The following is a 24,552-nucleotide window of genomic DNA, read 5'->3' on the forward strand; positions in this document are numbered from 1 at the left end:
AAGAGTTATGAAAACAATAAAAATATAAACTATGCGTTATTTATTATTTTTTATATAACACTAAGGTATTGTTTTATCGTTCAATGAATATGAACTTAGGTAGGTATGCACATTGCGAATGCGTTAATATTATATTTTGTAGGAATTTTCATTGCTGTTATTATTATTTTATATTCCTTATTGTTATTTATAAATAATAGTCATAAAAATGTTCATCATAACTATTACTATTAATTAACGCAGAGAAGTATAAGCTAAGATAATAGTGATATCGTCAACAAACCGTCAATAAATTATCAGTGTAGCGTTAATAAAAAGGACGTTATCAAATAACGTCCTTATATTATTAACTCTATTTGTAATAGCGGTAATTTATAGCTTATCTGTTAATTTAACTGCATCACCAATATAGTTAGCAGGGGTTAACATTTTAAGACGTGCTTTTTCATGCTCAGGTAATTCTAAACCATCAATGAATGTGCGCATACCTTCGCCATCAACACGCTTACCACGAGTCAACTCTTTTAGCTTCTCGTAAGGTTTTTCAATGCCGTAACGACGCATAACTGTTTGAACTGGCTCTGCAAGCACTTCCCAATTACGGTCTAACTCTGCAGCAAGTGCATCTTGGTTAAGTTCAAGCTTACTAATACCTTTAAGTGTTGATGTGTATGCAATGATTGCATAGCCACAACCTACACCTAAGTTACGTAAAACAGTAGAGTCTGTTAGGTCACGCTGCCAACGAGAAACAGGTAGCTTCTGTGCTAAGTGACTAAAGATAGCATTAGCTAGGCCAAGGTTACCTTCTGAGTTTTCAAAATCGATTGGGTTAACTTTGTGTGGCATGGTAGAAGAACCAATTTCGCCAGCAATGGTTTTTTGCTTAAAGTGACCTAAAGCAATATAACCCCAAATGTCACGATCGAAGTCAAGCAAGATAGTATTGAAGCGAGCAAACGCATCAAATAATTCTGCAATGTAATCATGCGGTTCGATTTGTGTGGTGTAAGGGTTGAAAGTAATCCCTAATGCCGTCACAAACTCTTCGCTGTATTGATGCCAATCGATATCAGGGTAAGCAGATAGGTGAGCGTTGTAGTTACCTACTGCACCATTGATCTTACCTAGAATTTCAACGTTTTCGATTTGCTTATATTGACGCTCCATGCGGTACGCCACGTTTGCCATTTCTTTACCCATTGTTGATGGAGAAGCTGGCTGGCCGTGAGTACGGGTAAGCATTGGAACATCACGGAATTGATTAGCAAGCGCTTTAATCGCATCAATAACGTTACGTACTTCTGGTAGCATTACTTTTTCACGAGCTTCAGTCAGCATCAGCGCATGAGAAAGGTTATTGATATCTTCTGAAGTACATGCAAAGTGGATGAATTCATTAACCGCATGGAGCTCAGGTAATTCAGCTACTTTTTCTTTTAGAAAGTATTCAACCGCTTTTACATCGTGGTTTGTTGTACGCTCAATCGTTTTAATACGTAGTGCATCTTGTTCACTAAACTCAGCTGCAATACGATCTAAGAATGCATTTGCTTCAGCGCTGAATGCAGGAACTTCCACGATAGCATCAGTAGCGGCTAATTTTTGTAACCAACGGATCTCAACGATAGTACGGTATTTTAGTAAACCGAACTCACTAAAAATACTGCGTAATACGCTTGTTTTGCTTCCGTAGCGGCCGTCTACTGGGGAAACAGCTGTCAGTGCTGACAGTTCCATGTTGATCTCTCCTGGTTTATGAGGGTTAAAACAAAATTAATATTCAGCTTGATTTATCAGGCTGAATTGAAGTTAGCAATGCGTTAACTTAGTTTCGAGCGAGCAAAATTTTTGCTTGTTCTAGCATTTGCTTACGACCAAATAATAAATGACGGCGTTTACCACCGACTTGGCTCCAAAGAACAGCACTACGAACGGCTGCAAGTAATAATGCACGAACACGATGCTGAACATGAGGCAATTGTAATTGCGCTGGCGTACCAGATACTTGAATACGAGGTCCTAATGGGCTGATAATATCCAAATAAATACTGGCAATATTACTCAACATTTGTTCGTCAAGTAGTTCAAAATGGACCGTTTGGCGTTTCAATGTGTCAACACGATCACTCAGTTGTGCCATGCTATCGCGACGAGCCGATAGTTTACGTTCCAGTGCCATAACACCTACAAGGTATCGTGTTATTTCACTGCCAGATGATGAACCATCAATATCACGCACCATAGCTTCTAAGCCAATACGTAGATCAGCTTCGCTGCCGTAGACACCGACGGTGTTGGCTGGATCTGTTGCCATAATGCTATTGAGCATTGTGCTTAATGCTGCTGAATCGCAATTGCCATTACGGGCAACATCTTGAACTAATTTGACTGCTTGGCACATACCTGCAAACGCAATCGTTCGATCATAAATAGAGTAAGCCACGCGCAAAAACTCCTTTAAATTCGCTCTTCAATAATGCCGCCACCAAGACAGATTTCACCGTTATAGAACACGGCTGATTGTCCAGGTGTGACTGCAATTTGAGGCTCATCAAAAATTACTTTAATAGTTTCATCATCCATTGGGATGATAGTACAAGGAAGATCTTGCTGACGGTAACGGGTTTTTACCGTACATGCCATGGTCTCGCGAATAGGTTGACGATCAACCCAATGCAACTGAGAGGCAATCAAACCGTTTGATTTTAAACGAGGGTGATCTTTACCTTGACCAACAATTAGCACATTACGCTCTAGATCTTTATCAACGACATACCATGCATCTTCAAGGCCATTACCGCCTTTTTGACCACCAATATGTAAGCCTTTACGTTGACCTAATGTGTGGTACATCAAGCCTTGATGTTCACCGATAACAAGGCCTGTATCTGCAACTTCAATTTTACCCGGTTGAGCGGGGAGGTATTTACCTAAAAACTCAGTAAATTTACGCTCACCAATAAAACAAATGCCAGTTGAATCTTTTTTCTTTGCCGTGATCAAGCCTTGCTCTTCGGCAATACGACGTACTTCCGGTTTTTCAAGTTCACCAACAGGGAATAAACTGCGTGCAATTTGCTCATAACCTAACGTGTATAGGAAGTAGCTTTGATCTTTGTTGTTATCGACACCACGCAACATTTGAGGTTTTTCACCTTCAACTGTTGGGAAACTACGACGGGTATAGTGACCCATTGCAATATAGTCAGCTGCTAGCACTTCATCCGCAAATTCGAGGAAGGCTTTAAATTTGATTTCTTTGTTGCACAGAATATCTGGGTTTGGCGTACGACCCGCTTTATATTCAGCAAGGAAGTATTCAAACACGTTATCCCAGTATTCCGCTGCAAAGTTGATGGTATGCAGCGTAATACCAAGTTTGTCACATACCGCTTGTGCATCAGCGAGATCTTCTGCAGCAGAGCAATATTCGTCGTTATCGTCTTCTTCCCAGTTTTTCATAAACAAGCCTTCAACTTGATAACCTTGTTGAAGGAGCAGGTAAGCGGATACCGATGAATCTACGCCGCCGGACATGCCGACAATGACTTTCTTTTGGCTGTTATCAGACATATTTCTCTACTGTCGCTAATTTAGTGTTAAGAGCGTAATTCTAACAGAAACCCTGCGCCTGAAACAGATCGAGAGCAGAATCACACTTCAATAAATAGTGATTAACGATAGTAACGGTATAAATAAAACTCAAGGTAATAAAAAAAAACATTTAAAAACGGAGGTATAGATAAAAAAAGGCCATGATTCCTTATTATTACGATCTTGATATTATTAAATAGCAAACGTTTGCTATTTGTCGCAATCATAGTAGATGTAACTAAAAAAGTGTAGTTTTTTGTTGAGGGAAATAGTTTTCAGGTATTGATGGGAATAATGCGCTCCAATGTCAGACAGAGGGTGGTCAGACATAGAGCGCGAATAGTGCGAATAGAAAACTACGCTAGATTTGGACTTGGAAGCGTAATTTCTTTCCATTCACCCGGCGCTAAATCTGCCACCGTCCATTGCGCCATTTGATAGCGAATTAAACGTAATGTTGGAAAACCGATATGTGCCGTCATGCGACGAACTTGGCGATTACGACCTTCACGTAACGTAATAGCAAGCCAGGTTGTGGGAATATTTTTACGCTCACGAATAGGTGGCGTACGATCCCATATTTGTGGTGATTCGATCACTTCAACGCCAGCGGGTAGCGTTGGGCCATCTTTTAATGTCACGCCATCACGTAACTGCTGTAAATCTGCAGCTGTTGGTGCGCCTTCAACCTGCACCCAATAGACTTTGGCTTGCTTTGATTGTGGTTGGGTTAATCGCGCTTGCAAAATACCGTCATTAGTTAATACCAGTAATCCTTCACTGTCTTTATCCAACCGTCCAGCAGGATAAACATCTTTAACCGGAATAAAATCCGCTAAGGTGCTATCACCAGGTTCACCTGAAAATTGGGTCAAAGTGTTATAAGGTTTGTTAAATAAAATAACTTTTTGTGGGCCACGAGGACGCTTGGGTTTATTTATTTTTCTTGACGCTCTACGCTCATTATTGGCACGAAGAGGTTGACGATTTGTGGTGTTTGGCTTCATAAATACGCGTTGTTGTAAGAGTTGATGAGTTGGACAGGCTTATTATACGTGAAAAATTACACAATTGACGTATTGATAAAATTTAAAGTATGATTTGCTCGCTTCTTACAAAATGATAACAAATGGATGCCAGGAGATTTAAAATGGATAGTAAAGTAATTATACCGACAGCGGGTCAGAAAATCACAGTAGATGCTGAAGGTAAATTGATTGTTCCTAGTACCCCGATTATTCCGTACATCGAAGGTGACGGTATCGGGATCGATGTAAGTCCTGCAATGATTAAAGTTGTTGATGCCGCAGTTAAAAAAGCGTACGCCGGCGATCGAAAGATTGAGTGGATGGAAATCTACACGGGTGAAAAATCAACCCAAGTTTACGGCGATGACGCATGGCTTCCACAAGAAACTCTTGATTTTATTCGTGAATACAAAGTGGCTATTAAAGGCCCATTAACAACCCCCGTTGGTGGCGGTATTCGTTCCCTGAACGTCGCATTACGTCAAGAGCTTGATCTCTATATTTGTGTTCGACCTGTTCGTTATTTTGATGGTGTTCCAAGCCCAGTTAAACGTCCACAATTAACCGATATGGTTATCTACCGCGAAAACTCAGAAGATATTTATGCGGGGGTTGAATACCAAGCGGGTACACCTGAAGCTGATAAAGTTATTCAATTTTTACAGCAAGAAATGGGTGCAACAAAAATTCGATTCCCACAGCAATGTGGTATTGGTATTAAACCCGTATCAGAGGCGGGCACTAAACGTCTAGTACGTGCTGCAATTCAATACACCATTGATAATGATCGTGACTCGTTAACCTTAGTACACAAAGGTAACATCATGAAATTTACCGAAGGCGCGTTTAAAGATTGGGGCTATGATGTAGCTCTACAAGAATTTGGTGCAGAATTACTTGATGGCGGCCCTTGGATGACGTTAAAGAATCCAAAGACAGGCAAAGAGATTGTGATCAAAGATTGTATTGCTGATGCTTTCTTACAGCAGATTTTACTGCGCCCTGAAGAGTACGATGTTATTGCAACCATGAACCTTAATGGTGATTACATTTCGGATGCTTTAGCTGCTCAAGTGGGTGGCATTGGTATTGCACCGGGTGCCAATATTGGTGATGGTGTGGCGCTGTTTGAAGCGACTCACGGTACAGCACCTAAGTATGCAGGCCAAGATAAGGTTAACCCTGGTTCATTGATTCTGTCTGCTGAAATGATGTTACGTCATATGGGTTGGACAGAAGCTGCTGATTTGATTATTAGTTCAATGGAAGCGGCGATCAGTAATAAGACCGTAACCTATGATTTTGAACGTCTAATGGATGGCGCTAACCTGCGTAAATGTTCAGAATTTGCTGATGATATGATTGAGCAAATGTAACCATTACCGTATTTAAAATACATAAAGCTCAGCATTGGCTGGGCTTTTTTTATGGCTGTTGCGTGTTGTTATCGGTGAGATGTATTAAGTGTTATACCGATAGATGATCAGTAACGAGATTACATATATCATACTCTCGTGCGCTAACTCTCAAACAGAGAATAAGGAAAGTCGGTCAGTATAGGCAGCTCATTAAAATTGGCATAGGATAGAAATGCAATAGGCTATATGTGTATTATTTGTTAAGTATTGTGATGTTTAAATCTTAATTTTAATACTTAAAGCAACGCTACGTTTTTATGCGTATTTTATTCAATTTATGAGTGTTCAATAAACAGTGAGTTCACATGGTTGTTGAATTTTTCAGCATAAAAACATATACGAAGGATTAATAACACCAGATGACTGTCGAAGTCGAAGTGTAATTGGTATATTGTACTAGATAGTAGAAATTTGGTTTCGAGTTAACGAATAAAAGGTGAGATAACTCACCTCTTAATGTGCAAGTAATACGGGATCCATTTATTTGGCTTCATCGCCTTGGGCGGGAATAATAGCGCTGGCATGGTAACCTTTAGGACCTGTTTGAACTTCATAGTTCACTTGCTGACCGGCTTTAAGTGTGCGGTAACCATCCATCTGAATTGTTGAATAGTGGGCAAAAATATCATCCTCACCTTCTTCAGGGCAGATGAAACCAAATCCTTTAGCGTTATTGAACCATTTCACTGTACCTGTTGCCATGCTATACATCCTTTTTGCATTCAAGTTCCATTTGACATTAGTTGCTTATCGAGTAATGTTTGATTGCATACTAATGCGATTTTGATGCAGATTATATCTACTATATTTTACAATGTAGTAAAATTAACTAGTCAGTCAAGTATTGTTTGTAACATTTTGATAAAATCTTTTGTTAACTTGGCTATAGCCAGCTCACGAATTAATGAACTAAGATAAAACTATGAGTAAGTTATACGAATGGATGAATCCTGAATCTGATGTCTTAGATAAAGAAGAAATCCAAGTTAAGCCGCCATCGATGTATAAAGTAGTGCTAAATAATGATGACTATACGCCGATGGATTTTGTGATTGATGTGTTACAAACATTTTTTTCCATGGATCTGGAAAAAGCTTCTCAGTTGATGCTTGCGGTGCATTATGAAGGTAAAGCCATTTGTGGCACTTTCACTGCCGAAGTAGCAGAAACAAAAGTTGCGCAAGTAATGATGTACGCGCGGGAAAATGAACACCCGTTGTTGTGTACGATGGAAAAAGCATAATCTTTTTCCGGCACGCCATATTGAGTGGTTTTTAGGGGAGGTGCCTTATGCTAAATAAAGAACTTGAAGCAAGCCTGAACGGTGCATTTGCACGAGCAAGGGAAAAGCGTCATGAATTTATGACGGTAGAACATTTATTGATGGCACTGTTAGACAATGTAGCCACACAAGAGGCGTTATTAGCATGTCGTGCTGATCTTGACCTGTTGCGTAAAGAGTTAGATTCTTTCATTGAACAAACAACACCCTTAATTCCAATGGATGATGAGAGCCGAGAAACCCAACCAACATTGAGTTTTCAACGGGTGTTACAACGTGCCGTGTTCCATGTCCAATCCTCTGGTCGCAGTGAAGTTACTGGTGCGAATGTATTGGTTGCTATTTTTAGTGAGCAAGAATCACACGCAGCATATTTGCTTAAGAAAAGTGATATTAGTCGTCTTGATGTGGTGAACTTTATTTCTCATGGCACTGTGAAAGGCAGTGATAATGATGATGTGAATCCGTCAGAGATTGGCAATAACGAAGAACAACGTACCGAACAAGCAAGCTCAGAAGACAAACTTGAGAATTTTGCTACCAACCTCAATCAACTTGCCAAATCGGGTGGTATTGATCCTCTAATTGGTCGAGATAAAGAACTTGAGCGTACGATTCAAGTGCTGTGCCGCCGTCGAAAAAACAACCCGTTATTAGTGGGTGAAGCAGGTGTGGGTAAAACCGCAATTGCTGAAGGTCTGGCATGGCGTATTGTTGAAGGTCAAGTGCCCGAAATTATTCAAGACTGTATTATTTACTCGCTCGATATTGGTTCTCTTTTAGCGGGCACAAAATACCGTGGTGACTTTGAAAAACGTTTCAAAGGTATTTTGAAGCAGCTTGAAAAAGAAGAACATGCGATTTTATTTATTGATGAAATCCATACCATCATTGGCGCAGGTGCTGCCTCTGGCGGCCAAGTTGATGCTGCTAACTTACTAAAACCATTATTGAGTAGTGGTAAGCTTCGCTGCATGGGGTCAACAACCTATCAAGAATACAGCAATATTTTTGAGAAAGAGCGTGCCTTATCGCGTCGTTTCCAAAAAATTGATGTGGTTGAACCTTCATTGGATGACACCACTAAAATCTTGATGGGGTTGAAATCTAAATATGAAGCGCACCATGAAGTTCGTTTTACCAATAAAGCGATTCGTGCTGCGGTTGAGTTATCAGCCAAATACATTAACGAACGTCACTTACCTGATAAAGCGATTGATGTGATTGATGAAGCGGGTGCGCGTTGTCGTTTAGCCCCGGCAAGCCGTCGTAAAAAAACGGTGAATGTCGGTGATATTGAGTCGATGATCGCTCGTATGGCTCGTATTCCTGAAAAATCAATTTCAAGCAGTGATCGTGATGTACTTCAAAGCCTTGATCGCCGATTAAAAATGTTGGTCTTTGGTCAAGATAGTGCGATTGATGTATTAACGGAAGCTATCAAACTTAGCCGTGCAGGACTCAGTGCTGATAATAAGCCTGTTGGTTCATTCTTATTTGCCGGTCCTACTGGTGTCGGTAAAACGGAAGTAACAGTCCAGTTAGCACGTACAATGGGCATTGAGCTGCTACGTTTTGATATGTCTGAGTACATGGAACGTCATACAGTAAGCCGCTTAATTGGTGCACCTCCTGGTTATGTGGGTTATGACCAAGGTGGATTATTAACAGATGCCGTCATTAAAAATCCTCACTCCGTTGTTTTACTAGATGAAATTGAAAAAGCGCATCCTGATGTGTTCAATTTACTGTTACAAATAATGGATAACGGTACGCTTACCGACAATAACGGTCGTAAAGCGGATTTCCGTAATGTTATTTTTGTGATGACAACTAACGCCGGTGTGACGGAAACAGTACGTAAATCGATTGGTCTTATTCAGCAGGATCATAGCCATGATGCGATGGCTGAGATCAAACGCGTATTTACACCAGAATTCCGTAACCGTCTTGATAATATTATTTGGTTTAATCATCTTGAAAAAGACATTATTGGCCAAGTGGTTGATAAGTTTATTGTGGAATTACAAGCACAGCTAGATGCGCGTGGCGTATCAATGGAAGTCTCTGAACGTGCACGTGAGTGGATGTCAGATAAAGGCTATGACAAGGCGATGGGTGCTCGCCCAATGGCGCGTGTGATTCAAGAGAACCTTAAAAAGCCACTTGCGAATGAATTGTTGTTCGGTTCATTGGTTAATGGCGGTTCTGTTCGTGTTGACTACATTAATGGTGAACTTGATTTCCAATTCAGTAGTGAAATGGAAGCTGCCCACTAACAGAATCTTGTTAGGGTATGTTGCATAAACAAAAACGCCGTAGATAGTAACAACTATCTGCGGCGTTTTTATATTATGACTCTTGTTACCATCATTCGCTAAAATAAAACCCAGCAAATAGGCTGGGTTTTATTTGCAGCACTAATCTTTTAGAGAAAGATTAACGTGCGCGGAAGACGATGCGACCTTTAGTTAGATCGTAAGGAGTCAGTTCCACTGTTACTTTGTCACCAGTAAGGATACGGATGTAGTTTTTACGCATCTTACCAGAGATGTGAGCAGTAACAACGTGACCGTTTTCCAGCTCAACACGGAACATAGTATTTGGTAGTGTATCTAGTACAGTACCAGCCATTTCAATTACGTCTTCTTTTGCCATTGAATCCTCTTAGGCTACCAGCCATTCATCTTGATCGGGCTGGATAATGCCTTGAAACTGTTTGAGTGTAAAGTTTAGGACGTAATTTTACCCTCGCTAGCTGTTTTTGTCAGCTTTTGTTCGCGATTAATCCATTTTTTCTCAGCTAATTAACAAAAGCAGATGTAAAACAACGGTTGTTGCGGTTATTTTAACCGCTTTGTTTTTTTTATAATAACGAAGAAATCCATTCACCATTGATTAATTTCTGATGCGGCATGAAGCGAATTTTATAGTTCATCTCACGGCATTGGTCGATTTGATAACCGGGATAGAGCCATTGGCGTTGTGTTTGGTTGCAGACTTCAACTTGTAATAGGACACATAATGTTCCAAGTGAGAGTTTATGTTCAGGTTCAAAAAAACTGTAAACCGCACTGAGTGAATCAGGAAAAACATCCGTAACTGCGATAGCAATTAATTGATTATCTTGATAGAGATGTAAAAATGCCGTGTTCATCCACGAAGCGCTAACAAAATCAAAAAATTGCTGTTTATTGGCAGGAAACATTGAGCCACTGGCATGACGAACATTAATATAACGCTCATAAAGCTCAAACCAATTAGGATCGAGTTGTTGCTTAAATTCCCATTGTAGTTTTTTGAGTTGGTTTTGCTGCCGCTTCTGGCTTTTTGATGGTGTAAATTCAGTGCAATTAATCCGCAACGGAGTACAAGCATTACAGTTTTTACACATTGGCTTATAAATAACACTACCGCTGCGACGATAACCAGAACTAATTAATAGATCATAACCATTAGGGTTTAACCACGGTTGATCCATTACAATACCAAGCTGATCACGTTGTTGTGGTAGGTAATTACAATCACTTTCAGGTGTTAAACCTAGTTGTAAGGATAATTCTTTCATCATTAATTCATTTATAACACTAAAGTTTGAGGGTGATAACAGGCCGTAGGTAATGCACTATCTCGTTGTTGATGTAATTGCGTTAGAAAAGCAGGGCGGTTTAATTCACAGGCACCTAAAGAGGCTAGATGGGGATTCATCATTTGGCAATCAATGAGAGTACCACCGTGGCTTGAAAAATGGTGACAGAAATACCATAACGCAATTTTTGAGGCATTATCAGCAAGGGAAAACATCGATTCTCCACAAAAAACACTTCCCACGGAAACCCCGTAAAAGCCACCGACTAATTGCTGATCTTGCCATACTTCTACCGAGTGACAGTCACCCTCATCATGTAATTTCTGATAAGCCACGATCATTGCTTCAGTGATCCATGTGTGTTCAGGACCACGAGACTCTGCACAGTGGCGGATCACCGCATGGCAGGCATGATTTAAGGTGATGGTATAAGGGGCTTTTCGCATAAATTTGCGTACGCTTTTACTGGGTGTAAATTGTTGTGGAATAAAGATCCCACGTGGGGTTGGGCTCCACCATAAAATAGGTTCGCCTTGTGAATACCACGGAAAAATGCCGTGACGGTAAGCTTGACGTAAACGTTGTGGGCTAAGATCACCACCAAAAGCCAGTAGCCCATTAGGATCAGCAAGGGCTGTTGTTGGATCTGGAAATAGTAATGATGAAGGATCAATTTCAGGTATATAAATCGTCATTTATTATCAACAACATGCAAGTCAAAGGCTACTAATGGCAATATAACATTTAACGACGGATAAAAAAAACGCCAATAATCAGCGGGGATTATTGGCGTTAACTGCGTTTTAGAGGGTTAATGCTTGATTAAATTCGGTGACATAATTCAGCATAACGACCATTTTGAGCCAGCAATTGTTGATGCTGACCGCGTTCAATGATCTCACCTTCATCCATTAAGCAAATTTGATCCATGCTATCGAGCCCAACTAAACGGTGAGTAATAAATAACACTGTTTTGTCTTTGGCAAATTCAAGCAATAAACTTAATATTTGCTGCTCAGTTCGACGATCAAGCCCTTCGGTCGGTTCATCTAATAACAGAATTGGAGCATCATGAAGTAATGCGCGTGCAATACCGATTCGACGACGTTCACCACCGGAAATATGACGACCACCGTCACCAAGCCATGTATCTAAACCATTGTCATCAAGCAGACTGCTTAAACCGACTTTATTGAGTACATCCACAAATTGTTGCTCAGTCGCATTTGGTTTAGCTAAGACAAGGTTTTCACGTAGTGAGCCATTAAAGATATCGACGCGTTGGCTAACAACCGTAATGGCATTACGTAATGCAGGTTCACTCCATGTTGGCAGTGGTACACCATCAATGGCAATCGATCCTTGTTGTGGATCCCAGCTGCGGGTGAGTAATTGTAATAAAGTTGATTTACCACAACCTGTACGGCCAAGTAAGGCTAATTTTTCACCTTGCTTAATATTCAGTGATAAGTGTTTAACAACGGGTTTATCACTGCCGTAATAGGTGTAGCTGATGTCATTAAAACAAATATCACCATGGGCTACTGCGTTATAACCTTGAGGATCAAACACAGTATCAGGCGTTGCTTCAATAATTTCATTAAGACGCTTTGCCGATGATAATGTTTGGCCTAAATACTGAAATGCGCCCGCCACTGGCATCATCATTTCAAAACTTGCCATAGTAGTAAAAGCCACCATTGCGACAAAAGGATCGGGTGCATGACCTGCAATACCGTTGGCTGCAATCCACAGGATAATCACTAACGTCCAGCCTGTAGCTGCCATTAATAAGCCATTAGCAATGCCAGTTAACCCTGCCATTTTTCGCTGAGCATCAAGCAATTTATCTTGTTCTGCTTCTGCTTGTTGACGGTAACGTTCTTCTGCATTAAACAGCAATAATTCAGCGTGACCTTGAATCCAATCTAATAACGTAATGCGATAGTTTGCTTTAGCGTGAGTTAATGTTTCACCATTGCGCTTACCTAAACGATAAAAAACAATCGGTAAAATGATCATTAATGCTAATAAGATGCCACCAAGAGTAAAACCAATAGTGGGATCAAACCAAGCTAAAAAGCCAGTCACAATAACAATGCCTAGCACACCGATAATCAGTGGGCTAACTAAACGCAGATAGACGTGATCCATTGCATCAACATCTGCCACTAAGCGATTAAGTAAGTCGGCATCACGTAAATTTGCATGACGACCTGGAATCAATGGTGTCAGTTTTCGAAAAAAGAATAATCGTAAATCAGCGAGTAGTTTAAAGGTCGCGTTATGGCTAACAACCCGTTCTGCCCACCGTCCTGCTGTACGTGCCATAGAAAAGCCACGTACACCAGCACCAGGTACCATGTAATTAAACGTTTGACTACTAATTAAGGTTAGACCTGCCACGGCAGAAGCGGCAATGAACCAACCGGATAACGTTAATAGGCTAATGGCTGATAATAGTGTCAATAATCCTAAAATCATGCCTAAGGTTAAACCAAACCAGTGTTTACGGTAGAGTTTAAGGTAAGGGATTAAATCACGCATCGAGATCCCTCTTATCTGTAGATGTGAGCATGTCAGCTAATAAACCTTGATGACAAATGGTATCAAAAGCCCCGTTTTGAACTAATTTACCGTTATCCATAACCAGAATGCGGTCCATAGCATGCAGTTGATCTAGACGGTGACTCACCATCAGTGTGGTGCGATCAGTAACTGCCATAGCTAAACTTTCTAGCACTAAGCGCTCACTGTTAGCATCAAGGCTTGCCGTGGGTTCATCAAGTAGCCAAAAAGCGCCGTTTTGTAACATTGCACGCGCTACGGCAATACGTTGTGCTTGGCCGACAGACAAACCACCTGAGCGATCACCTACATGGTGTTCATAGCCTTTTTCAAGACGTTGAATAAATTCATCAGCATAGGCTTGGCGAGTGACTTGTTCGATATCGTTATTCGTGGCACTTGGATTACCGAGCGTAATGTTATCGCGTACAGAACCATGGACTAATAATGGATTCTGACCGACCCAACTGATCGCTTGACGCCATTGATCATGCCTAAGTTGATTCAGTTCAACATCGTTTATTTTGATACTGCCACGGTAAGGTAAAAAGCCGAGTAGGGCATTGAGTAAACTGGTTTTACCCGCGCCACTTGGACCAATTAATGCCACATGTTCTTTGGTATTAATGGTAAAGCTTAGAGGACCTGCCAGTATTTTACCTTCAGGGCTTAGCACTTCAAGATCGGTTACTGTTATATGAATAGCATCTGGGGTGGGTAATGGTGTGTCACCGTTACTCATTTCATCTGCTTCAATGTTTAAAAATTCAACAATTGATTCAGCAGCACCGATGGCTTGCGCTTTAGCATGGTAGAAGGTACCAAGATCTCGCAGTGGTTGATAAAACTCAGGTGCGAGCACTAATACAAATAAACCTGTAAATAGCGAAAGAGGTACACCATAGTTACCAAAGTTCAGTTCGCCGATGAAAGCAAAACCAAAATACACTGCAACAATAGCAACAGAAATTGCTGAGAAGAATTCTAATACAGCTGATGATAAAAAGGCTAATCGCAGCACTTCCATGGTGCGTTTACGTAGGACGTGTGAAGCGGCATCTAAATTTTCAGCTTCAGCATCAACGCGATTAAATAATCGTAGGGTTGATAAACCTTGTAAACGGTCATAGAAGTGACCAGATAAACGTTGTAACGCTTTAAAGTTACGACGGTTAGCATCTGCTGCACCTAAACCGACTAATGCCATAAAAAATGGAACTAACGGTGCAGTAATAAGGAAGATTAAGCCTGCAGCCCAGTTAAGCGGGAATACCACGACTAAAATCACCACCGGAATTAATACCGCCAGTGACATTTGTGGTAAGTAGCGCGCAAAGAAATCTTGCATTTCTTCGACTTGCTCAAGCACTAAACTTGCCCATACGCCAGCCGGTTTACCCTTGATATAAGCAGGACCGAGATTTTGTAAGCGGTTGAGAATTAATTGGCGAATATGGAGTCGAATTTGTTCACCGCAACGGTAACCACAAACCTCTCGTCCCCAGCTACATAATGCACGTAAACCAACGATAACAATAAGACCAACAAACTGATTAATAAGTTGGTATTTATCGGTATGCTCCATGATCAATTGATGCAAAATATTGGCTAATAAAGCTGCTTGCCCGACAAGCAATAATCCCGAAATAAACCCTAAGCCAATACTGAACATCATCCAACGTTTGGCGAGTTTACTTTGGGATTTTAACCATTTGGTCAAATCGCGTTGTAATTGTTTATCCATATAAATAAGGTTTCATTACGGTATTTATGGTAAGTCGCTCTTACAACAACACAAATTGAAATTTATGCTGCTGTAAGGAAAAAAGCTGCTGTATAAACAGAGGCTTGATGTTACTTATTTTGATCTGCGAGAGCGTCTAAATAACGCTCAGCATCCAATGCGGCCATACAGCCTGTTCCAGCAGACGTGATAGCTTGGCGGTAGCTATGATCCATTACGTCACCCGCAGCAAAAATACCTTCAACACTGGTTTGAGTAGCATTACCGTGAATACCTGATTGAACTTTAATATAGCCATTTTCCATATCTAATTGACCATTGAAAATAGCGGTATTTGGCTGGTGGCCAATAGCAATAAACACACCCATTACATCAAGTTCTTCAGTTGCATCTGATTGGGTATCTTTAAGACGTAAACCTGTTACACCCATGTCATCCCCTAAGACTTCATCAAGCGTACGATCAGTGTGCAAAATGATATTGCCGTTGGCGACTTTTTCCATCAGACGATTGATTAGAATTTTCTCAGAACGGAAGCTATCGCGACGGTGAACAAGGTGTACTTCTGCGGCAATATTTGACAGATATAACGCTTCTTCAACAGCGGTGTTACCACCACCGATAACGGCAACTTTTTGGTTACGGTAAAAGAAACCATCACAAGTCGCACAAGCAGATACGCCACGGCCTTTAAATGCTTCTTCTGAGTCTAAACCAATGTATTTTGCAGAAGCACCGGTTGAGATAATAAGCGCATCACAGGTGTATTCACTGTTTTCGCCTTTTAAGCGGAAAGGGCGCTGGCTGAAATCAGTTTCACTAATAAAGTCAGTGATAATTTCAGTTTCAAATTTTTCTGCATGGGCTTTCATGCGATCCATTAATGCAGGGCCTGTTAGCTCATCAGCATCGCCAGGCCAGTTTTCAATTTCAGTAGTAGTCGTAAGTTGACCACCTTGCTGCATACCTGTGATCATTACTGGTGAGAGGTTTGCACGTGCAGCATAGACAGCAGCAGTATAACCCGCTGGTCCAGAACCAAGGATGAGTAGTTCACAATGTTTTACGTTACTCATTTTTTCTCCAGGCTGAATAATATTATTATTATGGAAGACTGATTGTAGGTAAATTGCAGTCGTAAAGGAAGAGGATGTAAGACAATCAATTATTTGCTTGCCCTATTGAATTCGGGCGACAAACGTTTAATAGCGTCTCAACTTTAATAAAAAAAAGAAGCTAGATTGACGACAAAAATACCGTAGTAATAGGCTTTTTTGAAGAGTTAAATGTGAAAAGTCAGATCGTGTTTTTTTTGATCTAGCACAAATTTCATTAAAAAAAATACATGATATTCGTTATTTTAATTTTTTGAATAATGATTGTATAACTATTGCTGTAATAGACAGATAGATGATTAAAACCCACAGTTGTTAAATTATGTTAATGTATTTGTGTTGATATGATTAATTTACTTTGATAATCCGTTTTGTTTTGGTACAACATAGTTAAATATTTGTTTTTGATGAGCAGCTGCTAGTAAAATCCTTCAGTATTTGAGGATGGTTATAGTCATAGGTAGAAATAAAATCCAACAATATCGTAACTAAATAGCATGATCGTCTGATATTTATCACGGATTGTTTGACTATTAGAGTATTTGATTCTAAAAATAGATAAGATGTAGTATATTTTTTTGCAAGGAAGTGAGAAGGTGGAATAAAAAATGGTAGATACCAAAAAGAAACCATCCAAGGAATTGGATCGCATAGACCGTAATATTTTGAATGAACTTCAAAAAGACGGTCGAATTTCAAACGTCGAGCTTTCTAAGCGTGTTGGCTTATCACCGACACCTTGTTTAGAGCGTGTGCGTCGATTAGAGCGCCAAGGCTATATCAGCGGTTATACTGCACTATTAAACCCACAGTTTCTTGATGCATCACTACTTGTGTTTGTTGAGATCACTCTCAACCGTGGTGCGCCAGATGTTTTTGAGCAGTTTAATAAGTCGGTACAAGAGCTAGAAGATATTCAGGAATGTCATTTAGTTTCTGGTGATTTTGACTATTTGTTGAAAACACGTGTATCAGATATGTCGGCTTACCGTAAATTGCTTGGTGAAACTTTGCTACGTCTTCCTGGTGTTAACGATACTCGTACCTATGTTGTTATGGAAGAAGTTAAGCAAAGCAACAACTTGGTTATTAAAACACGCTAGATATTCGTGCTTTAAGCAATCGAAGATTGAGATATATATACACCCTGAATAACGTGATTGTTATTCAGGGTGTATTTGTTTATACGCTATAAAAATAATAATTGGTGATTAATCATCCAAACGGATCTACAAATTGACATAATGATGAATTTATTTGACGGCAGACCGTCTAAAATAAGTAACGACTAGCCGTTTGAGATAATTAGCTTTTATTGCTTACTATTTGAAAATAATTTTATTTTAAAGGGCGACGAACACAGACAATGTGGTCTTTTAGTATAGAATGATGGCATTAAAACATTTACTTTATATTTGTGAGTTTGCCAACAACGTGGCTGGGTATTGGATGTAATGTTGTTATTAGCAGCAAAGGCGCCACTTTAGTCGCTGAAAATATCAGCTTGTTGGCAAAACATTTGAATTTGATAGAAACACCGGAGTTATTCTTGAGGAAGTTTAAAGGTAAAAAACTGCCCAAAATGCGTTTATCGGGTGGGCAACGCATTATTGAAGGTTTTTTGATCATCAGTATTTTAGTCGCCATTTATATGATGGTAGCGCTAGTCACATTTAATCCGGCAGACCCATCTTGGTCGCAGACTGCTTGGGAAGGTGTTGTTCAGAATAAAGCAGGCTCATTTGGCGCGTTAGTCGCAGATACTCTGTTCTTTATTTTTGGATCACTGGCTTACGTTATTCCGATTATTTTAGTGTCATTAGGCTGGTTTGTTTTTCAGCGTCGAACCAAAATGCTGTCATTGGATTATATGGTTTACGGCACTCGTTGGTTGGGATTGATTTTATTAATCTTAAGCAGTTGTGGTTTAGCCGATCTTAACTTTGATGATATTTGGTATTTCTCATCAGGCGGTGTTATTGGTGATGTTGTTGCCAACGTATCGTTACCATTACTCAATGTACTAGGTGCAACCTTACTCCTCATGTTTGCATGGGCGATTGGCTTTACGCTCTTTACGGGCGTTTCGTGGACAACCATTGTTGATCAATTGGGTGAAAAAACACTATCAAGCTTAACATGGATATTGAATAAGTTACGTTCAGATAAACATGAAATGATGCGTCCGTTTGCCACTGAAATTGCAGCCGAAGCAGATATGCCTTATGCCAAGCATCTGCATGATGTTAATGACGAGCATGATGATCCACTATTGTCGTCTTATGCGAATTCAGCTCATGAAGAAGCGTCTGCTGGTCACTCTTTTGAGCGTAAAGTCCCGGTTTATAACGCAGCACAGCAAACACCGATTATTCATTCAACCGCTGCTGTTGCCGCTGATCCATTAATGGATATCGCAGCACCACAAGTTGAACCTCAAGCTTATGTTGCGCCAGTAGAACAGGCAGCACCGTATGTTGAACCTCAAGCTTATGTTGCGCCAGTAGAAGAGGCAGCACCGTATGTTGAACCTCAAGCTTATGTTGCGCCAGTAGAACAGGCAGCACCATATGTTGAACCTCAAGCTTATGTTGCGCCAGTAGAAGAGGCAGCACCGTATGTTGAACCTCATGCCTATGTTGCGCCAGTAGAACAGGCAGCACCATATGTTGAACCTCAAGCCTATGTTGCGCCAGTTGAAGAGGTAGCACCATATGTTGAACCTCAAGCCTATGTTGCCCCAGTAGAGCAAGTAGCACCGATACAAGGTTTATCTGTTTCAGCACTTGAGCGCGAGCTTGAAAAAGATGAAGATTTTACGGTTGCGGTTGATGAGCAAACGCAACATGTGATTAATACTGTTGTTAGTGAGCAACCTACTGCATCACAAGTCTATGCTGAACCTGTTGCGGCGTCTTTTGCACCGACAGCGGCTGTTGATACTTCAGAAGAAGGATTAACAGACGAGGAAATTTTCCTAAAACGTATTCGTGATAAACAAAAAGAACAAGCACACCTTGCAGGATTAGATAATCCATTCTTAATGCAAAGGGAGCCTGATCTTCCGGTTCCAACATCACCAATGCCAACATTAGATTTGCTACAGCCTGCACGTAAAACGGTTGAGAAAGCGTCTGATGAAGAATTACAAGCGATTGCAGCTCTGATTGAATCAAAACTTGCTGATTATAAAATCAAAGTGCAAGTTAAAGGTATTTATCCCGGCCCTGTTATTACACGTTACGAACTTGACCTTGCCCCTGGCGTAAAAGTGAGTCGTATTTCTGGGCTATCAAAAGACTTAGCGCGTGCATTATCAACCACATCAGTACGTGTGGTTGAAGTGATTCCGGGTAAACCTTACATTGGTTTAGAGCTACCGAATAAGAGCCGTGAAACGGTTTATATGTCGGAAGTGATTGCCAGTGAGCAATTCCAAAATGTTGGTGGCGCATTACCTATCGTACTTGGTAATGATATTGCGGGTGAAGCCGTTGTGGCTGATTTAAGCAAGATGCCCCACTTATTGGTTGCCGGTACCACAGGTTCTGGTAAATCAGTGGGTGTAAACGTGATGATTTTGAGTTTACTTTATAAATGTAAGCCAGAAGATTGTCGCTTTATTATGATTGACCCGAAAATGTTGGAATTATCGATTTATGAAGGTATTCCACATCTATTAACGGAAGTGGTTACGGACATGAAAGATGCCGGTAATGCACTACGTTGGTGTGTCGGTGAAATGGAACGCCGTTATAAAGTATTAGCCGCTTGTGGTGTACGTAGCCTTGCAGGTTATAACGCTAAACTAAAAGAAGCAGCAGAAGCGGGCCACCCAATCCACGATCCATTGTGGAAACCGGGTGATACCATGGATGAATACCCACCATTATTGGAGAAAATGCCAAGTATTGTGGTCATCGTCGATGAATTTGCTGACTTGATGATGGTTGTTGGTAAGAAAGTTGAAGAATTGATTGCACGTTTAGCACAAAAAGCACGTGCAGCTGGCATTCACTTAGTATTAGCTACCCAGCGTCCATCAGTTGATGTTATCACTGGTTTGATTAAAGCCAATATTCCAACGCGAATGGCATTTACGGTTTCAACCAAAACTGACTCACGCACTATTCTTGATCAAGGTGGTGCCGAAACATTGTTAGGTATGGGTGATATGCTGTACTTACCATCAGGCCAAAGTCATACCATTCGTGTTCATGGTGCGTTTGCTTCTGATGAAGATGTGCACAATGTGGTTAATGATTGGAAAGCGCGTAGTAAGCCCCAATATATAGATAGTATTCTAAATTCAGATCAAGGTGCCGATAGCTTACTACCAGGTGAAGCACCATCGGGTGATGATGATTTAGATCAGCTATTTGATGAAGTGGCTGCTTTTGTAGCAGAAACGCGTCGAGCATCTATTTCAGGTGTACAGCGTCGATTTAAAATCGGTTATAACCGTGCTGCACGTATTGTTGATCAATTACAAGCACATGGCATCGTGAGTGCTCCGGGGCATAATGCTAACCGTGAAGTATTAGCGCCGCCACCCGTACAGCATCACGATTAATATCTAGCGATAAATAGCCACGTATGCTGTAAGCACTAAAGTGTAAATAAAACCGCTGTGATAGAGATTATCACAGCGGTTTAATACTAAAGAGGTTAGCGAATATGATGAAGAAACTCGTAATGAGCATGTTAGTTGCCGCACCAATGTTGGTTGCGTCAAGTGCATGGGCTGCAACACCGCAACAAGCACTAAGTAGCCGTCTTGATAAAGTGAATGCATTTAGCGCTAACTTTACTCAAAAAGTCACCAGCCCTGATGGTGAAGTTTTAGTAAATGGTACTGGCGATTTATCGATTAAACGCCCTAATTTATTTCGTTGGAAAACCGTGACACCTGATGAAAGTTTATTGGTTTCTGATGGTAAAACTGTATGGTATTACAGCCCGTTTGTTGAGCAAGTAACAGCAATGTGGCTTAAAGATGCGACAGAGCAAACGCCGTTTGTATTATTAACCCGTAATAGTGCAAGTGATTGGTCGAAGTATAATGTCGCTCAGTTAGTGGATACCTTTACCTTAACTCCAAAAGATAAAACATCATCAATGGATAAATTCGTGGTCACGGTATCAAAAGCAGGTGATGTACGTAATTTCTCAGTCATTGAAACTGATGGGCAACGCAGTCAGTATGTCTTGAGCGATTTTAAACGCACAACACCAGCAGCCAGTTTATTTACCTTTACACCGCCAAAAGGTGTGGAGTTAGATGACCAACGTAACTAATTGTTATTCTAATTAATTATTATGAGAAGGTGGCGAATGAGCCACCTTTTTCTGTCTTAGGGGAGTCATTATATTGAATAATTTCAGCCTAGATTTTTCCTCGGATTTTAGACCTTTGGCAGCAAGAATGCGGCCACGAACGGTAGAGGAATACATTGGTCAACAACATATTCTTGGTGAAGGAAAACCACTGCGTCGAGCATTAAAAGCGGGTCAATTGCACTCGATGATTTTGTGGGGACCACCAGGAACAGGTAAAACAACCTTAGCCGAAGTGGCTGCCAATTATGCCAATGCTGAAGTTGAACGCGTTTCTGCAGTTACCTCAGGCATTAAAGATATTCGCGCAGCAATAGATAAAGCGCGTGATAATAAAATGGCAGGCAGACGTACTATTTTATTTGTTGATGAAGTACATCGGTTCAATAAAAGCCAGCAAGATGCATTTTTGCCACATATCGAAGATGGCACCGTGACCTTTATTGGCGCGACCACTGAAAATCCTTCGTTTGAGCTTAATAACGCTCTGTTATCCCGTGCGCGGGTGTATAAATTAAAATCCCTTGAAGATGATGAAATTCTTGAAGTGATTGAACAAGCGTTAACAGATAAAGAACGTGGTATTAGCGAAACCAATTTTGAGTTTGTAGGTGAAGTAAAACAGCAATTGGCTGAATTTGTACGTGGTGATGCACGAATGTCACTTAATTATCTTGAACAGTTAATAGATATGGCTGAAGAAGATAAGCAGGGCATCAAACAAATCACGGTAGAGTTATTAGCTGAAGTCACGGGTGAAAAAGTTGCTCGGTTTGATAACAAAGGCGATCTTTGGTATGACATGATTTCTGCTGTACATAAATCTATTCGTGGTTCTAATGCCGATGGTGCGCTGTATTGGTTTGCGAGAATGCTGCAAGCAGGGTGTGATCCACTGTATGTTGCGCGTCGATTATTAGCCATTGCATCAGAAGATATTGGTAATGCTGATCCTCGTGCGATGCAAGTCGCTGTGTCGGCATGGGATTGTTATACCCGCGTTGGCGCTTATGAAGGTGAACGAGCGATAGCCCAAGCCATTGTCTATTTAGCCTGTGCTGCTAAAAGTAATGCGGTGTATGTTGCGTTCAACCTTGCTAAAGCCGATGCGCGTGAATTTCCTGATTTTGAAGTGCCGCCACATTTACGTAATGCACCAACCAAACTGATGAAAGAATTGGGCTATGGTGAAGGTTATCGTTATGCTCATGATGAACCAGGTGCTTATGCTCCTGGTGAAGTGTATTTACCGCGCGAAATTCGTGATCGAGTTTATTATCAGCCTTCAAAACGGGGCTTAGAGATAAAAATATCAGAAAAGTTGGATTATCTTGCTTCTTTAGATGCAAAAAGCCCGCTAAAGCGCTACCAATAATAAGGCTTTTTGGGTATCGTTAAGTGATTGGCAACAATTTGTTATGGTTGCCTCCCAACTACAACTATTTTAATAAGAAATGCCTAAATAACGCGCATTTCAGACTATTAAGAGCACAGGATTAGCATGCTAGATTCTAAATTACTTCGAACTGAGCTGGATGAAACAGCTGCAAAACTCGCGCGTCGTGGTTTTAACCTTGATGTAGAAACTTTACGCAACTTAGAAGAGCAACGTAAGTCTCTTCAAGTAAAAACAGAAGAGCTTCAAGCACAGCGTAACTCGCGATCGAAGTCGATTGGTCAGGCAAAAGCAAAAGGTGATCACGCTGAAGCTGAGCGTATTATGGCGGAAGTCGGCAACCTAGGTTCTGAGCTTGATGAAGCAAAAACAGCATTAGCTGAGCTTCAAACTCAACTTGATACTATCACTCAAATGCTACCAAACATCGCTGATGAGTCAGTACCAACAGGTAAAGATGAGTCAGAAAACGTTGAAGTTTCACGTTGGGGTCAGCCAAAAGCGTATGACTTCGAAGTGAAAGATCATGTTGATCTTGGTGAAATGGCTGGTGGTCTAGATTTCGCAAGTGCTGTAAAAATTACTGGCGCACGTTTCATCGTAATGAAAGGTCAATTTGCTCGTCTACACCGCGCAATTGCACAGTTTATGCTCGATCTTCACACTGAAGAGCACGGTTACACAGAAATGTACGTACCGTACCTAGTGAACGCTGACAGCCTATTTGGTACAGGTCAATTACCTAAATTTGGTGAAGATCTATTCCACACTCAACCGCTAACTGAAAAAGTGAATGATGAAGAGCCTCGCGTGCTTTCATTAATTCCAACAGCAGAAGTGCCTGTAACAAACATGATGCGTGACACCATTACTGATGAAGCAGATTTGCCAATCAAGATGACTGCACACACGCCATGTTTCCGTTCAGAAGCCGGTTCTTACGGTCGTGATACTCGTGGTCTTATCCGTATGCACCAGTTCGACAAAGTTGAGCTAGTTCAGATCACTCGCCCTGAAGATTCAATGGCAGCACTTGAAGAACTAACAGGTCATGCTGAGAAAGTGCTACAACTTCTAGAACTACCTTACCGTAAAGTGGTACTTTGTACTGGCGATATGGGCTTTGGTTCTTGCAAAACTTACGACTTAGAAGTGTGGGTTCCTGCTCAAGAAACTTACCGTGAGATTTCTTCATGTTCAAACATGTGGGATTTCCAAGCACGTCGTATGCAAGCGCGTTTCCGTCGTAAAGGCGAGAAGAAGCCTGAGCTACTACACACACTAAACGGTTCTGGTCTTGCTGTTGGTCGTACTATGGTTGCTATTCTTGAAAATAACCAAGAAGCAGATGGCCGTATTATGATCCCTGAAGTACTACGTAAGTACATGCGTAACGCAACGCACATCGGTTAATCACTGATACTGCACTAAGCATGTAGCTTAAAAACCCAGTCGATAAGGCTGGGTTTTTTTATGAA

Annotated in this window: 19 protein-coding genes; 8 read left to right on the forward strand and 11 right to left on the reverse strand. The window is 40.9% G+C overall.

What is annotated here, in order from left to right:
- Positions 1-372: 372 nt before the first annotated feature.
- From purB to ACJZU6_RS06585, 4 genes are all read right to left on the reverse strand, one after another.
- Complete coding sequence (gene purB / locus ACJZU6_RS06570) at positions 373-1,740, reverse strand: adenylosuccinate lyase (RefSeq protein ID WP_408900837.1); 1,368 nt, start codon at positions 1,738-1,740, stop codon at positions 373-375.
- 88 nt (positions 1,741-1,828) lie between these two features.
- Positions 1,829-2,446 (reverse strand): high frequency lysogenization protein HflD, encoded by a 618-nt coding sequence (hflD, locus tag ACJZU6_RS06575; RefSeq protein ID WP_080157905.1) that lies wholly within the window; start codon positions 2,444-2,446, stop codon positions 1,829-1,831.
- A 14-nt stretch (positions 2,447-2,460) separates the two neighbouring features.
- On the reverse strand, positions 2,461-3,576 hold the full coding sequence (gene mnmA, locus ACJZU6_RS06580) for a tRNA 2-thiouridine(34) synthase MnmA (RefSeq protein WP_080157904.1): 1,116 nt from the start codon (positions 3,574-3,576) through the stop codon (positions 2,461-2,463).
- Positions 3,577-3,953: 377 nt separating this feature from the next.
- Positions 3,954-4,604 (reverse strand): pseudouridine synthase, encoded by a 651-nt coding sequence (locus ACJZU6_RS06585; RefSeq protein ID WP_080157903.1) that lies wholly within the window; start codon positions 4,602-4,604, stop codon positions 3,954-3,956.
- Positions 4,605-4,747: 143 nt separating this feature from the next.
- Between ACJZU6_RS06585 and icd the strand changes: the two genes are divergently transcribed.
- On the forward strand, positions 4,748-6,001 hold the full coding sequence (gene icd, locus ACJZU6_RS06590; RefSeq protein ID WP_080157902.1) for an NADP-dependent isocitrate dehydrogenase: 1,254 nt from the start codon (positions 4,748-4,750) through the stop codon (positions 5,999-6,001).
- A 522-nt stretch (positions 6,002-6,523) separates the two neighbouring features.
- On the opposite strand, the gene cspD is transcribed toward icd, so the two are convergent.
- The gene (gene cspD, locus ACJZU6_RS06595; RefSeq protein WP_080157901.1) at positions 6,524-6,745 is read right to left on the reverse strand and encodes a cold shock domain-containing protein CspD; all 222 of its coding nucleotides are present in this window, start codon (positions 6,743-6,745) and stop codon (positions 6,524-6,526) included.
- 220 nt (positions 6,746-6,965) lie between these two features.
- Between cspD and clpS the strand changes: the two genes are divergently transcribed.
- Together clpS and clpA are read left to right on the forward strand one after the other, a co-directional pair.
- Positions 6,966-7,286 carry an ATP-dependent Clp protease adapter ClpS gene (gene clpS / locus ACJZU6_RS06600; RefSeq protein ID WP_080157900.1) on the forward strand — a complete coding sequence of 107 codons (321 nt, stop codon included), beginning with the start codon at positions 6,966-6,968 and terminating at the stop codon, positions 7,284-7,286.
- A gap of 47 nt (positions 7,287-7,333) precedes the next feature.
- Positions 7,334-9,604, forward strand: a complete 2,271-nt coding sequence (gene clpA, locus ACJZU6_RS06605) for an ATP-dependent Clp protease ATP-binding subunit ClpA (protein ID WP_107275775.1) — start codon at positions 7,334-7,336, stop codon at positions 9,602-9,604.
- Positions 9,605-9,764: 160 nt separating this feature from the next.
- Here clpA and infA read toward each other — a convergent pair whose 3' ends face one another.
- The 6 genes from infA to trxB form a co-directional block, all read right to left on the reverse strand.
- On the reverse strand, positions 9,765-9,983 hold the full coding sequence (gene infA, locus ACJZU6_RS06610) for a translation initiation factor IF-1 (protein ID WP_005368778.1): 219 nt from the start codon (positions 9,981-9,983) through the stop codon (positions 9,765-9,767).
- A 208-nt stretch (positions 9,984-10,191) separates the two neighbouring features.
- Positions 10,192-10,893 (reverse strand): arginyltransferase, encoded by a 702-nt coding sequence (locus tag ACJZU6_RS06615; RefSeq protein WP_080157898.1) that lies wholly within the window; start codon positions 10,891-10,893, stop codon positions 10,192-10,194.
- An 11-nt stretch (positions 10,894-10,904) separates the two neighbouring features.
- Positions 10,905-11,609 carry a leucyl/phenylalanyl-tRNA--protein transferase gene (aat, locus tag ACJZU6_RS06620; protein ID WP_408900838.1) on the reverse strand — a complete coding sequence of 235 codons (705 nt, stop codon included), beginning with the start codon at positions 11,607-11,609 and terminating at the stop codon, positions 10,905-10,907.
- Between the two features lie 127 nt (positions 11,610-11,736).
- Positions 11,737-13,461 (reverse strand): heme ABC transporter ATP-binding protein/permease CydC, encoded by a 1,725-nt coding sequence (cydC, locus tag ACJZU6_RS06625; protein WP_080157896.1) that lies wholly within the window; start codon positions 13,459-13,461, stop codon positions 11,737-11,739.
- Complete coding sequence (gene cydD, locus ACJZU6_RS06630) at positions 13,454-15,226, reverse strand: heme ABC transporter permease/ATP-binding protein CydD (protein ID WP_408900839.1); 1,773 nt, start codon at positions 15,224-15,226, stop codon at positions 13,454-13,456. The genes cydC and cydD overlap by 8 nt, the downstream gene beginning before the upstream one ends.
- Positions 15,227-15,336: 110 nt before the next feature.
- Positions 15,337-16,302, reverse strand: a complete 966-nt coding sequence (gene trxB / locus ACJZU6_RS06635) for a thioredoxin-disulfide reductase (protein ID WP_107275773.1) — start codon at positions 16,300-16,302, stop codon at positions 15,337-15,339.
- Positions 16,303-16,949: 647 nt separating this feature from the next.
- On the opposite strand from trxB, the gene lrp reads away from it, so the two are divergent.
- The 5 genes from lrp (at position 16,950) to serS (ending at position 24,487) form a co-directional block, all read left to right on the forward strand.
- Positions 16,950-17,444, forward strand: coding sequence for a leucine-responsive transcriptional regulator Lrp (gene lrp, locus ACJZU6_RS06640; protein WP_005368765.1), 495 nt, complete (start codon positions 16,950-16,952; stop codon positions 17,442-17,444).
- Between the two features lie 479 nt (positions 17,445-17,923).
- On the forward strand, positions 17,924-20,914 hold the full coding sequence (locus ACJZU6_RS06645) for a DNA translocase FtsK 4TM domain-containing protein (protein WP_408900926.1): 2,991 nt from the start codon (positions 17,924-17,926) through the stop codon (positions 20,912-20,914).
- Positions 20,915-21,018: 104 nt separating this feature from the next.
- Positions 21,019-21,639, forward strand: coding sequence for an outer membrane lipoprotein chaperone LolA (gene lolA / locus ACJZU6_RS06650; protein WP_080157893.1), 621 nt, complete (start codon positions 21,019-21,021; stop codon positions 21,637-21,639).
- Positions 21,640-21,706: 67 nt separating this feature from the next.
- Positions 21,707-23,053, forward strand: a complete 1,347-nt coding sequence (locus ACJZU6_RS06655; protein ID WP_304589990.1) for a replication-associated recombination protein A — start codon at positions 21,707-21,709, stop codon at positions 23,051-23,053.
- A gap of 126 nt (positions 23,054-23,179) precedes the next feature.
- Entirely contained in the window at positions 23,180-24,487 is a 1,308-nt protein-coding gene (gene serS, locus ACJZU6_RS06660) for a serine--tRNA ligase (protein WP_080157891.1), read from the forward strand.
- The last annotated feature ends 65 nt before the right edge of the window (positions 24,488-24,552 follow it).

Source organism: Photobacterium piscicola, assembly GCF_046058925.1.
Classification (GTDB): Bacteria; Pseudomonadota; Gammaproteobacteria; order Enterobacterales; family Vibrionaceae; genus Photobacterium; species Photobacterium piscicola.

What these genes read in the sequence shown, in the direction of transcription:
- infA (WP_005368778.1), bottom strand. Translation starts at nt 9,983, where the DNA reads ATGGCAAAAGAAGACGTAATTGAAATGGCTGGTACTGTACTAGATACA.
- aat (WP_408900838.1), bottom strand. Translation starts at nt 11,609, where the DNA reads ATGACGATTTATATACCTGAAATTGATCCTTCATCATTACTATTTCCA.
- clpA (WP_107275775.1), top strand. Translation starts at nt 7,334, where the DNA reads ATGCTAAATAAAGAACTTGAAGCAAGCCTGAACGGTGCATTTGCACGA.
- cspD (WP_080157901.1), bottom strand. Translation starts at nt 6,745, where the DNA reads ATGGCAACAGGTACAGTGAAATGGTTCAATAACGCTAAAGGATTTGGT.
- trxB (WP_107275773.1), bottom strand. Translation starts at nt 16,302, where the DNA reads ATGAGTAACGTAAAACATTGTGAACTACTCATCCTTGGTTCTGGACCA.
- ACJZU6_RS06585 (WP_080157903.1), bottom strand. Translation starts at nt 4,604, where the DNA reads ATGAAGCCAAACACCACAAATCGTCAACCTCTTCGTGCCAATAATGAG.
- serS (WP_080157891.1), top strand. Translation starts at nt 23,180, where the DNA reads ATGCTAGATTCTAAATTACTTCGAACTGAGCTGGATGAAACAGCTGCA.
- cydC (WP_080157896.1), bottom strand. Translation starts at nt 13,461, where the DNA reads ATGCGTGATTTAATCCCTTACCTTAAACTCTACCGTAAACACTGGTTT.
- cydD (WP_408900839.1), bottom strand. Translation starts at nt 15,226, where the DNA reads ATGGATAAACAATTACAACGCGATTTGACCAAATGGTTAAAATCCCAA.
- ACJZU6_RS06615 (WP_080157898.1), bottom strand. Translation starts at nt 10,893, where the DNA reads ATGAAAGAATTATCCTTACAACTAGGTTTAACACCTGAAAGTGATTGT.
- lrp (WP_005368765.1), top strand. Translation starts at nt 16,950, where the DNA reads ATGGTAGATACCAAAAAGAAACCATCCAAGGAATTGGATCGCATAGAC.
- clpS (WP_080157900.1), top strand. Translation starts at nt 6,966, where the DNA reads ATGAGTAAGTTATACGAATGGATGAATCCTGAATCTGATGTCTTAGAT.
- lolA (WP_080157893.1), top strand. Translation starts at nt 21,019, where the DNA reads ATGATGAAGAAACTCGTAATGAGCATGTTAGTTGCCGCACCAATGTTG.
- purB (WP_408900837.1), bottom strand. Translation starts at nt 1,740, where the DNA reads ATGGAACTGTCAGCACTGACAGCTGTTTCCCCAGTAGACGGCCGCTAC.
- mnmA (WP_080157904.1), bottom strand. Translation starts at nt 3,576, where the DNA reads ATGTCTGATAACAGCCAAAAGAAAGTCATTGTCGGCATGTCCGGCGGC.
- ACJZU6_RS06645 (WP_408900926.1), top strand. Translation starts at nt 17,924, where the DNA reads ATGCGTTTATCGGGTGGGCAACGCATTATTGAAGGTTTTTTGATCATC.
- icd (WP_080157902.1), top strand. Translation starts at nt 4,748, where the DNA reads ATGGATAGTAAAGTAATTATACCGACAGCGGGTCAGAAAATCACAGTA.